We start from the raw sequence: 11,844 nt of genomic DNA on the forward strand, positions 1-11,844 counted from the left end.
GCCTGTCCGGATGACCGGGCCCGTACAGCCGATCCGTGTCCTGCTCGCCGACGACGAGGCGATGATCCGGCACGGGGTGCGGCTGATCCTGCGGCATGCCGACGGCATCGACGTGGTCGCCGAGGCCGCCGACGGGCACCGGGCGGTCGAGGAGGCCGCCGCGCACCGCCCGGATGTCGCCCTGGTGGACATCCGGATGCCCAAGTGCGACGGGCTGGCCGCGATCCGGCCGTTGCTCGCGCTCGATCCGGCGCCGCGCGTGGTGATGCTGACGACCTTCGGCGACGAGGAGAACGTGCTGCGGGCGCTGCGGGACGGCGCCTCGGGGTTCCTGCTCAAGGACGAGGGGCCGCAGGAACTGATCAGCGCGGTCCGGGCCGCGGCGGCCGGCGACGCGGTGCTTTCGCCCGGGGTCACCGGGTCGGTGATCGCCCGGATGCTGCGCGGCGGTGCGTCGCGCGCCGACGACTCGGCCGCGCGGGACGAACGGATCGCGCGGCTCACCGGGCGCGAGCGGGAGGTGCTGGCGATGCTCGGCGAGGGGCTGTCCAACCAGGACGTCGCGGAACGGCTGGCCATCGGCATCGGCACGGTGAAGACGCACGTGGGCGCGATCCTGGAGAAGACTGGATCGACGAGCCGGGTGCAGGCGGCCCTCCTCGCACACCGCGCCGGGCTGTGTCCCTGATCTCTGCCTGTTCGGCACTGTGCGGCGTGAGCGCGTGAGGGGCGCGTTCGGTCGGCACCCTCCCGGCAGTGCCGCGGGCCCGACCAACGGCAGAGAACGGGTGGGCGAAGGTCTGCCGAAAGGCAGGGGCGGGCGGCTCGTACTCTCCTCTTCGGCAGAGCTCAACTACCGCCTACGGAACGACGTTTCCGCAGGCGGGAGGCGTGATGCTGGGTACGTCCCCCCAGCCCGCGCGACGGTCGCGGGCCGCCGTTCCCCAGGCCCCCAGGCGGAGTCCTCATGTCGCAGATGTTCGTTTCCCACGGAGCTCCCGGCTCTCCTGGCTCTCCTGGCTCTCCCGGTTCTCCCGGTTCTCCCGGTGCCCCCGGCACCGGATCGGCCGCCCGTGCCACCGGTCTGACCAAGACGTACGGGAAGGGCGAGACCCAGGTCACCGCGTTGGACTCGGTGTCCGTGGAGTTCGCGCGGGCCCGGTTCACCGCGGTCATGGGGCCGTCCGGGTCCGGCAAGTCGACGCTGATGCACTGCATGGCGGGCCTCGACCCGGCGACCTCGGGTTCGACCCGGATCGGTGATGTCGAGCTGGCATCGCTGAATGACCGTCAACTCACCACACTGCGGCGGGAGAAGGTCGGCTTCGTCTTCCAGGGCTTCAACCTGCTGCCCACCCTGACCGCGCTGGAGAACATGACGCTCCCGCTGCGCCTCGCCGGCCGGCGGCCCGACGCGGCCTGGCTGGACACCGTCGTCGCCACCGTGGGGCTCGCCGGCCGCCTCGCGCACCGCCCGGCCCAGCTCTCCGGCGGCCAGCAGCAGCGCGTCGCCGTCGCCCGCGCGCTGGTGTCCCGGCCGGAGATCGTGTTCGCCGACGAGCCGACCGGCAACCTCGACTCCCGTTCCGGCGCGGAGGTGCTGGGCTTCCTGGGCGATTCGGTGCGGGAACTGGGGCAGACGGTGGTGATGGTGACCCACGACCCGGTCGCCGCCGCGCACGCCGACCGCGTGGTCTTCCTCGCCGACGGGCGGTTGGTGGACGAGCTGTACGAGCCGACCGCCGACGCCGTGCTCGACCGGATGCTCGCGTTCGAGTCCCAGGGCCACCGCGCCCGCTGAACCGTACGGCTGACGGGCTCTGCTGACCGTACGGCTGACGGTCCTGCTGACCGTACCGCCGACGGCTCGCTGACCGCGCCGCGCTCACCGGGCCGCCGTCCCCCTCCCCGTACGCCGCCTCCCCGATCCCTTCCGCGTACGGCTCCCCGTGCCCCTTCCTCGTACGACCCCTCGTACGACCACCTCGTACGGCCCCTCGTACGACTCCCCGCACGCCTTCCCGCGTGTCTCCCCATACATCGAAATACATCGAAGGCCCACCATGCTGCGAACAGCCCTGCGCAACGTGCTCGCGCACAAGGCCCGACTGATCATGACCGTGCTCGCGGTCTGCCTCGGCGTCGCGTTCATCTCCGGTTCCCTGGTCTTCGCCGACTCCACCACCGCCGCCTACCGCGCCTCCATGTCCAAGAACTACGCGGACATCGCCGTGAGCGTGAGCCCGAAATTCCGTCCGGGCGACGCCGTCGGCGAGGAGTACGGAGCTCTGGACGACGCCCTGGCGCGGAAGCTGTCCGCCGTTCCCGGTGTCGCCTCCGTCCGCCCGGAGGTGAACGGTTCGGCCACCCTGGCCGCCAAGGACGGCACGCCGATGCACGGCGACAGCCCGGCGGGCGGGTCCGGCGCCGCCTACGTACCGGGCCCCGACGGCGAGGACAGCCGCTACCCGCTGACGGCGGGCCGTGCTCCGCGCGACAGCGGTGAGGTCGCGCTGGACCGCGGGACCGCGGCGGCCGGCGGCTACTCCCTCGGCGACACCGTCACGCTCGCCAGTGACGGGCCGGTCCTCAAGCCGCGTCTGGTGGGCCTGGTGTCCACCAAGGACGGCAAGGTGAACGCCGGGGGCACCACCCTGGCGCTGTTCGACAAGGCCACCGCCCAGAAGCTGTTCACCGCGCCGGGGCGCTACAGCGGGATGGACCTGACCGCCACGCCGGGCACCGACCAGTTCCAGCTGTCCGAACGGGTCGCCGCCGTGCTGCCGGCCGGCCGCGCCGAGGCCACCACCGCTGCCGGTCTGGCCGACCAGCAGTCCCTCTTCATCGGGACCAAGACGAAGAGCTACGAGCGCCTTCCGATGCTCTTCGCCGCCGTCTCCCTGTTCATCGGCACGTTCCTCATCGTCAACACCTTCACCATGCTCGTGGCGCGCCGCAGCCGCGAGATCGCGCTGCTACGGGCGATCGGCGCCACCCGCCGCCAGGTGGTCCGCTCGGTCCTCGCCGAAGCGGCCCTGGTCGGGTTCGCCGCGTCCGTACTCGGGTTCGTACTGGGCCTGGGCGTGGCCACGGTGCTGCCGGACGTACTGGAGACGTCCGGCGAGCCTTTGCCCAGCGGACCGCTGGTGATCGGCCCGACCGCGGTCCTCGCCTCGCTCGCCGTGGGCGTCGGCGTCACCGTGCTCGCCGCCTGGCTGCCGTCGCGCCGCGCGGCGCGGATCGCTCCCGTAGAGGCGATGCGTACGGCCGAACAGCCGCCGTCCGTCATGGTCTCCCGCATCCGCGGGGCGGTCGGCCTGGTCCTGGCCGCCCTGGGCGTGGGGCTGCTGTTCTCGCTGAGCGACGCGACGAGCGCCACCGACGCCAACCTCCAAACCGCGATGTTCGGTTGCGGCATCCTCGTGGCCGGTCTGATCGTCCTGGCCCCGCTGCTCGCCGGTCCGGTGATCCGCTCCCTCGGCCGGCTCTTCACCCGCTTCGGCGTCGTGGGCGACCTCGCCCGCGAGAACACCCTGCGCGATCCGCGCCGTACCGCCGCCACCGCCGTCGCCCTGATGATCAGTACGGCGCTGGTCTCCGGCCTCGCCGTCGTGAACCAGTCCACGAGCGTGGCCCTGGACGCCCAGGCCGCCGCCGGACTGAGCGCGGACTACGTCATCAGCACCCGCTCCACCACCACCGCCGTCGACTCCGCCGCCGTCCGGCGGGTCGCCGACGTGCCCGGTGTACGGACCGCCTCCGCCGTGGCCGACTCCACCATCGCCGCCGGGCCCCTCGTCAAGAGCATCTCCGGGGTCGACCCGAAGACCGTGGACGACGTGATGGGGCTCCACTACCTGAGCGGTTCCGCCAAGGACCTCGGACCCGGCAGGCTCGCCGTCTCCCGCGGCTTCGCCCGCGACCACCACGTCACCACCGGCCAGCAGGTCAAGGCGAGCATCGGCCCCGGAGCCGGCGACCGCGACGAGACCTACACCGTCGTCGGCGTCTACCAGGACAACCCCACCGCCGAGGACGTCCTCGGCTACCGCGCCGACGTGCAGAAACACGGCTACCTGCGCGACTCCGTGCAGCGCGTCCTGGTCCGCACCACCGATGGCACGGTCTCCAAGGACCTGGAGAAGCGCCTGCGTGCCGCCGTGGGCGGCAGCCCGCTGCTGAAGGTCCAAAACCGTGCCCAGCTCATCCAGGAACAGGCGGGCGTCGCCGGGGAGTTGATGACCATGGTGTTCGGGCTGCTCGCCATCGGCGTACTGATCTCCGCGCTCGGCATGGTCAACACCCTCGCCATGTCGGTCTCGGAGCGCACCCGTGAGATCGGGGTCCTGCGCGCCATCGGCATGGACCGCTCCGGCGTCCGCCGCATGATCCGCCTGGAGGCCGTCTGCGTCGCCGCCTTCGGCACCCTGCTCGGGCTGGCCGGCGGGCTGTTCGGGGCGTGGAAGGTGAGCGGACTGGCCAACGGCGCGATCCCGCAGTACTCCTTCGCCCTCCCCTGGGGCACCCTCGCCCTCGTGGTCCTGCTCTCCCTCGCCGTCGGCGTCGCCGCGTCCGCGCTGCCCGCCCGACGGGCCGCCGCGCTGAGCCCGTTGGAAGCGGTCGCGGAGGTGTGAGGGAGGCGACCGGACCTCCGACGCGGAGGCTTGGACCCGGCCCTCAAGGCGTCGGGTCCAAGCCTCCGTTCACCGGGGATTTCCGAGGCCGGGGAGCCTATGCCCGGATGCTATGGCGTGATGGCAGTGGGCGCGGGGCGTGCGGGTCAGTAGGTTCGGTGGGCGACGGGCGGTGCGGCGCCCGGCCCGGCCGGATCCCCACGCAGTAGCTTCGAGACGAGGTCCTCGTGAGCCGTAGACATTCCCCCCGCCTGTTGACCGTCTGTCTTGTCCTGTCCCTGGGGGCGGGCACCGTGGCCGCGTCCGGTTCCGCGTCGGCCGGCCCCTCCGGGGAGTCCGGTCTCGGCCGTGCCGCCGAGCCCTACTGCTACGGCGAACCGTCGCAGCCCAACGCCGACGTCGGCGACCTGAAGGCGGCCTTCAACTCCTCCAACTGGATGCGGACCCTCCAGGCCGTGTACAAGCGGCGCTGGCCCAGCGGGGAGGGGCTGGCGGTCGCCCAGGCGAAGGACAAGTACTGGGACCAGTTCGTGAACAAGCGGAGTTTCGAGGGGTTCGCCGAGTCGATGATGGTGGCGATCCACGAGGAGACCCACATGTGGGACCTCGACCCGTCCCGGACCAAGTGGGACGTCAGCATCGCGGCGTGGATCAACGGCGGTCAGCAGGCGCTGACGGTGCCGGTGCACGGCGGTTTCGCCCGCAAGGAGATCCTGCCGCTGATCAAGGACAGGCTCTCCGCCTCCATGGACGACATCTACCTGCGGGACGGCACGCAGGGTTCCTACCTCCTCCAGGGGGTGCTGGCGGAGCAGAACGCGGGGCTGACCGGCCTGCCTGCGGTGACGGTGCTCCAGGAGTACATCAAGGGGGTCGGCGCCAGTAACGCCCGGGACATCGCCGCCACCAACCTGCGGTATCTGCTGCTCTACTTGCGCGTCGCCAAGGACCGGCACCCCGACTACTGGGCCAGGATCAAGGCCGAGCCCAAGCTGCGCGACCTGGTCCTGACGCAGTTCCTGCGCACCGCCTACTGGCTGGAGAAGTCCGCGCCCTACACCGGCAAGCTGGGCAGCAAGGACGCCGACAAGATCACGGCGACGAATTACGCGCCGGAGAACATCGCCGTCCTGGAGGAGTTCACCGGGCGCAAGGTGCGCGTCGACGCGCAGAAACACTGCACTGCTGCCTGAGAGATCGCCCTGAGAGATCGCCGCAGACGCCGCGCCCGGCGGCCACAGCCCGCCGGGCGCGGCCCCGTCAGCGCAGCGCGTCCGTGCCGCCCGTGTTGCGGATCATGCGGCGGAGGACCTTGAGGGCGGCCACGTACTCCTCGTCGGTGATGCCCTCGTGCAGCTCGGTGCGGAGGTCTGTGACGAGCTGCTTGATACGGGCCTTGGCGGCGCGGCCGGCGTCGGTGAGGTGGAGGCGGCCGTCGTCGGCGGGGGCCAGCAGCTCCTGGTGGCGGAGCAGGTCGACCGAGCGGGAGATCTCGTACGGACCGTCGGCGACGCTCGCGAGCCGGTCGGCCAGCTCCTCGCGCGTCCGGCCGGTGGGGCTGCCGTCCAGCTGGTTGAGGATCCACCACTGGGGCTGGGTGATGCCCTGACGCGCCATCGCGTCCCGGATGTGCTTGATCACCGCTTGGTGGGCGACACCGCTCCAGTAGCCGATCGGCTGCCAGGCCAGGACCTCGTCCGTCGCTTCGGGGTCGGCGGGCGAAGGGGCGGTTACGGGGGTGGCGGGCGTCGTCATGAGGCTTCACCTTTGCGGTTGGTTCGGGTGCGACCCGAGGGCGTCTCGCGCTCGTTCGCGATCAGCTCCTACGACGCTAGAAGTTGAACCAAGGTTTAGGTCAAGCGGATGGCCACTGCGCGCGTGACGCCTATTCAGCCGGGCCGTACAGGGGAAGTTCCGACGTGTCGATCGTCCATGGCCCAACGGCTGCCTTGTCGCCGAACACGTAGTCGTGGCGGGCCCGGTAGCGGGGTTGGCCGTCGGCGCCGGTACCGGGATCGGACATGACCGCGACGGTGCCCTTGCGCGGATCGACCAGCAGATAGAGGGGGATGCCCATGGCCGGGTAGTCCTGCATTTTATGCGCGTAGTCGTTGGCGTGGTTCGAGGGAGAGACGATCTCGGCGACCAGTTCCAGGTCCCTCGGGTTAAAGGGCGCCATGGTCTCTTCGGCGAATGTTTCCTCCGAGACGACGAGGAGATCGGGTCGGCGGAGCCTGCCGATCGCGGGGTCCTCCACTTCGCCACCCGTGTGTGCCACGAGGCCCTCGGCCAGTTGGCGGTCGAACTGACGGCGCAGTCGCATCGCGATGAGTTCGTGCGGCCGTGACGGGGACATCATCATCACGAGGTCGTGGCCGCCGATCTCAATGGCTTGCACGGTATCGGGGGCGTGCTGGAGGAGTTCTTCGGCGATAGCGCGCATCTTGGCGTAGTCCACGATCCGGCTCCGTCTGTTGGGCGTGGGCTCAGTACATGCTCATAGTCCCACGCACCTACGACAACGGCCGGTCCCCGCGATGCGCGAGGGACCGGCCGTCGGGCACGTACAGGCTCCGGCGTTACTTCACCGGCTCCGGTTCCGGCTCGTCCGCCTTCTCCGGTTCACCCGCCGGGTCCGCCGGGGTCCTGACCGACTCCAGCAGCAGCTGGGCGACGTCCACCACCTGGATGGACTCCTTGGCCTTGCCGTCGTTCTTCTTGCCGTTGACCGAGTCGGTCAGCATGACGAGGCAGAAGGGGCAGGCGGTGGAGACGATGTCCGGGTTGAGGGAGAGGGCCTCGTCCACGCGCTCGTTGTTGACGCGCTTGCCGATGCGCTCCTCCATCCACATGCGCGCGCCGCCCGCGCCGCAGCAGAAGCCGCGCTCCTTGTGGCGGTGCATCTCCTCGTTGCGCAGCCCCGGGACCTTGGCGATGATCTCGCGCGGCGGTGTGTAGACCTTGTTGTGGCGGCCCAGGTAGCACGGGTCGTGGTACGTGATCAGGCCCTCGACCGGCGTCACCGGGACCAGCTTGCCCTCGTCCACGAGGTGCTGGAGCAGCTGGGTGTGGTGGACGACCTCGTACTCGCCGCCCAGCTGCGGATACTCGTTGGCGATCGTGTTGAAGCAGTGCGGGCAGGTCGCGACGATCTTCTTCTTGGACTTCTCGACCTTGACGGCCTCGGCTCCGTCCTCACCCTCGTCGGACTCGCCGAAGGCCATGTTCAGCATGTCCACGTTCTGCTGGCCCAGCTGCTGGAAGAGGAACTCGTTGCCCAGCCGGCGGGCCGAGTCGCCGGTGCACGCCTCGTCGCCGCCCATGATGGCGAACTTGACGCCCGCGATGTGGAGCAGTTCGGCGAACGCCTTCGTCGTCTTCTTGGCCCGGTCCTCCAGGGCGCCCGCGCAGCCGACCCAGTACAGGTAGTCGACCTCGGTGAGGTCCTCGACGTCCTTGCCGACGACGGGGATCTCGAACTCGACCTCCTTGGTCCAGGCGAGCCGCTGCTTCTTCGCCAGGCCCCAGGGGTTGCCCTTCTTCTCCAGGTTCTTGAGCATCGTGCCCGCCTCGGACGGGAAGGAGCTCTCGATCATCACCTGGTAGCGGCGCATGTCGACGATGTGGTCGATGTGCTCGATGTCGACCGGGCACTGCTCGACGCACGCGCCGCACGTGGTGCAGGACCACAGGACGTCGGGGTCGATGACCCCGTTCTCCTCCAGCGTGCCGATCAGGGGGCGTTCGGCCTCGGCGAGGGCCGCCGCGGGCACGTCCGCGAGCTGCTCCGCACTCGCCTTCTCATTGCCCTCTTCGTCCTTGCCGCCGCCCGCCAGCAGGTACGGGGCCTTGGCGTGGGAGTGGTCGCGGAGCGCCATGATCAGGAGCTTGGGGGAGAGCGGCTTGCCGGTGTTCCAGGCGGGGCACTGGGACTGGCAGCGGCCGCACTCGGTGCAGGTGGAGAAGTCGAGGATGCCCTTCCAGGAGAAGTGCTCGACCTGCGAGACGCCGAACTGGGCGTTCTCGTCCGGGTCCTCGAAGTCGATCGGCACGCCGTCGCTGACCATCGGCTGGAGCGCGCCGAGCGCGACGTCGCCGTCCGCCTCGCGCTTGAACCAGATGTTGGGGAAGGCGAGGAAGCGGTGCCAGGCCACGCCCATGTCGGTCTTGAGCGCGACCGTGATCATCCAGATGAAGGACGTCGCGATCTTGATCATCGCGAAGAGGTAGGTGAGGTTCTGCAGCGCCCCGAGGCTCATCCCCTTGAAGGCGGCGACCAGTGGGTACGTGGCGAAGAACGAGGCTTCGTAGCCGTCCACGTGGTGCTGGGCGCCCTCCAGGGCGTGCAGCGTCATGATGCAGACGCCGACGATGAGGATGACGGCCTCGACGAAGTACGCCTGTCCGAAGTTGGAGCCCGCGAAGCGGGACTTGCGGCCCGCGTCGCCGGGGCGGCTCAGCTGGCGGATGACGATCAGGGTCAGGATGCCGAGCGTCGTCATCAGGCCGAGGAACTCGACGAAGACGTTGTACGGGGCCCAGTCGCCGATGACCGGCAGGATCCAGTCCGCCTTGAAGAGCTGGCCGATGGCGTTGACGATCGTCAGCAGCAGCGAGAAGAAGCCCACCGCCACGAACCAGTGCGCCACACCGACGACGCCCCAGCGGTTCATGCGGGTGTGGCCGAGGAACTCCTTGGCCACGGTGATGGTGCGCTGCTTGGGATCGTCGGTCCGGGAGCCGGCGGGTACGGGTTGGCCGAGCCTCACGAAGCGGTAGATCTGCGCGATGGCACGGCCGAACAGCGCGACGCCCACCACGATGAGGACCAGCGACACGATGATCGCGGCGAGTTGCATGGAATGGCTCCTCGGGCCTGCGAGAGCGGGGGACTACTGGGATTACTAAGCGGTAACTTTGTGGGTCTGCGCTGAGGTTACCCAGTATCGGCGGTGCCATGAAGTCGCCCGGCCGGTGATCTGTGTCGCCCGGCCGGCTCCGTACGGTGCCCGTGGGGCGCTCGGGGGCCGTCGATCACCATCGCTGACTATAAGGCCCGTATAAAAGTTGAGCGCGCTCGACTCAGGTCTGTTGACAGGTTTGAATCGGTGTTGCACTCTTGAGCCTGTTCCACTCAAGTCAGCTGGAGGATCGAAATGGCACGTGCGGTCGGCATCGACCTGGGTACGACGAACTCCGTCGTCAGTGTTCTCGAAGGCGGTGAGCCCACCGTCATCACCAACGCCGAGGGCGCCAGGACCACGCCGTCCGTCGTCGCCTTCGCCAAGAACGGCGAGGTGCTCGTCGGCGAGGTCGCCAAGCGCCAGGCAGTCACCAACGTCGACAGGACCATCCGGTCGGTCAAGCGCCACATGGGCACCGACTGGAAGATCAACATCGACGGCAAGGACTTCAACCCGCAGCAGATGAGCGCCTTCATCCTGCAGAAGTTGAAGCGCGACGCCGAGGCGTACCTCGGCGAGAAGGTCGTCGACGCGGTCATCACCGTCCCGGCGTACTTCAACGACTCCGAGCGCCAGGCCACCAAGGAGGCCGGCGAGATCTCGGGCCTCAACGTCCTGCGTATTGTCAATGAGCCGACCGCGGCCGCCCTCGCCTACGGGCTGGAGAAGGACGACCAGACCATTCTGGTCTTCGACCTCGGCGGCGGCACCTTCGACGTCTCGCTCCTTGAGATCGGCGACGGCGTGGTGGAGGTCAAGGCCACCAACGGCGACAACCACCTCGGTGGCGACGACTGGGACCAGCGCGTCGTGGACTACCTGGTCAAGCAGTTCCAGAACGGTCACGGCGTCGACCTGGCCAAGGACAAGATGGCCCTCCAGCGCCTCCGTGAGGCCGCTGAGAAGGCGAAGATCGAGCTGTCCTCGTCCACCGAGACGACGATCAACCTCCCGTACATCACGGCGTCCGCCGAGGGCCCGCTGCACCTGGACGAGAAGCTCACCCGCTCGCAGTTCCAGCAGCTGACCGCGGACCTGCTGGAGCGCTGCAAGACGCCGTTCCACAACGTCATCAAGGACGCCGGCATCTCGCTGTCCGAGATCGACCACGTCGTCCTCGTCGGCGGCTCGACCCGGATGCCCGCCGTCGCGGAGCTCGTCAAGGAGCTGACCGGCGGCCAGGACGCCAACAAGGGCGTCAACCCGGACGAGGTCGTCGCCATCGGCGCGGCCCTCCAGGCCGGTGTCCTCAAGGGCGAGGTCAAGGACGTCCTGCTGCTCGATGTCACCCCGCTGTCGCTGGGCATCGAGACCAAGGGCGGCATCATGACCAAGCTCATCGAGCGCAACACCACGATCCCGACCAAGCGGTCCGAGATCTTCACGACGGCCGAGGACAACCAGCCGTCCGTGCAGATCCAGGTCTACCAGGGCGAGCGCGAGATCGCGGCGTACAACAAGAAGCTCGGGATGTTCGAGCTGACCGGCCTGCCGCCGGCCCCCCGCGGCGTCCCGCAGGTCGAGGTCACCTTCGACATCGACGCCAACGGCATCATGCACGTCGCCGCGAAGGACCTCGGCACGGGCAAGGAGCAGCGGATGACCGTCACCGGTGGCTCCTCGCTGCCGAAGGACGAGGTCGACCGCATGCGCCAGGAGGCCGAGCAGTACGCGGAGGAGGACCACAAGCGCCGCGAGGCCGCCGAGTCCCGCAACCAGGGCGAGCAGCTCGTCTACCAGACGGAGAAGTTCCTCAAGGACAACGAGGACAAGGTCCCGGGCGACGTCAAGACCGAGGTCGAGACCGCCGTGGCCGACCTGAAGGAGAAGCTCAAGGGCGAGGACTCCGCCGCGATCCGCGAGTCGACCGAGAAGGTCGCCGCGGTCAGCCAGAAGCTGGGCCAGGCGATGTACGCGGGCGCCCAGGACGGCGCCGGCGCGGCCGGTGCGGGCGCCGAGGGCGCTGCCCCCGGCGGCGAGCAGGCCAAGTCCGCCGATGAGGACGTCGTGGACGCCGAGATCGTCGACGACGAGAAGCCCAAGAAGGACGGTGCGGCGTGACCGAGGAGACCCCGGGCTTCGAGGAGAAGCCCGACGTCCCCTCCGACGCCGCAGCCCCTGACGATGCGGCGCAGGGCGCCGGGGGGGGGGGGAGAGGAGGGAGGAGGGGGGTAGGAGGGGGGGGAAATGTGGGAAGATCTGCCGCCCCCCCCCAATACCCACCCCTTCTCCCCCCCCCCCTCACC

General features: G+C 69.5%; 8 protein-coding genes and 1 pseudogene. 6 read left to right on the top strand and 3 right to left on the bottom strand.

Annotated elements, in window-relative coordinates; translation table 11 throughout:
- The first annotated feature begins 10 nt into the window (after nucleotides 1-10).
- From AC07AB_RS03555 to AC07AB_RS03570, 4 genes are all read left to right on the top strand, one after another.
- Nucleotides 11-688, top strand: a complete 678-nt coding sequence (locus tag AC07AB_RS03555; RefSeq protein WP_478559736.1) for a response regulator — start codon at nucleotides 11-13, stop codon at nucleotides 686-688.
- Nucleotides 689-976: 288 nt separating this feature from the next.
- Nucleotides 977-1,801, top strand: coding sequence for an ABC transporter ATP-binding protein (locus tag AC07AB_RS03560; RefSeq protein WP_478559739.1), 825 nt, complete (start codon nucleotides 977-979; stop codon nucleotides 1,799-1,801).
- 262 nt (nucleotides 1,802-2,063) lie between these two features.
- Nucleotides 2,064-4,634, top strand: coding sequence for an ABC transporter permease (locus AC07AB_RS03565; RefSeq protein WP_478559305.1), 2,571 nt, complete (start codon nucleotides 2,064-2,066; stop codon nucleotides 4,632-4,634).
- A gap of 227 nt (nucleotides 4,635-4,861) precedes the next feature.
- The gene (locus tag AC07AB_RS03570) at nucleotides 4,862-5,827 is read left to right on the top strand and encodes a hypothetical protein (protein WP_478559307.1); all 966 of its coding nucleotides are present in this window, start codon (nucleotides 4,862-4,864) and stop codon (nucleotides 5,825-5,827) included.
- A gap of 67 nt (nucleotides 5,828-5,894) precedes the next feature.
- Here the strand turns inward: AC07AB_RS03570 and AC07AB_RS03575 are convergent, their stop codons facing one another.
- From AC07AB_RS03575 to AC07AB_RS03585, 3 genes are all read right to left on the bottom strand, one after another.
- Nucleotides 5,895-6,389 carry a MarR family winged helix-turn-helix transcriptional regulator gene (locus AC07AB_RS03575; protein WP_478559310.1) on the bottom strand — a complete coding sequence of 165 codons (495 nt, stop codon included), beginning with the start codon at nucleotides 6,387-6,389 and terminating at the stop codon, nucleotides 5,895-5,897.
- A gap of 130 nt (nucleotides 6,390-6,519) precedes the next feature.
- A complete protein-coding gene (locus tag AC07AB_RS03580) occupies nucleotides 6,520-7,092 on the bottom strand; it encodes a Uma2 family endonuclease (protein ID WP_478559313.1) in 573 nt (190 codons plus the stop codon).
- 121 nt (nucleotides 7,093-7,213) lie between these two features.
- A complete protein-coding gene (locus AC07AB_RS03585; protein WP_478559316.1) occupies nucleotides 7,214-9,493 on the bottom strand; it encodes a heterodisulfide reductase-related iron-sulfur binding cluster in 2,280 nt (759 codons plus the stop codon).
- Nucleotides 9,494-9,790: 297 nt separating this feature from the next.
- Between AC07AB_RS03585 and dnaK the strand changes: the two genes are divergently transcribed.
- Both dnaK and AC07AB_RS03595 read left to right on the top strand, forming a co-directional pair.
- Complete coding sequence (gene dnaK / locus AC07AB_RS03590) at nucleotides 9,791-11,659, top strand: molecular chaperone DnaK (protein ID WP_478559319.1); 1,869 nt, start codon at nucleotides 9,791-9,793, stop codon at nucleotides 11,657-11,659.
- Nucleotides 11,656-11,740: pseudogene (locus tag AC07AB_RS03595) on the top strand (nucleotide exchange factor GrpE); the annotation flags it as partial. The gene dnaK and the pseudogene AC07AB_RS03595, both read left to right, overlap by 4 nt.
- Nucleotides 11,741-11,844 lie beyond the last annotated feature (104 nt).

The sequence above is a fragment of the Streptomyces sp. NPDC044033 genome, from assembly GCF_056434425.1.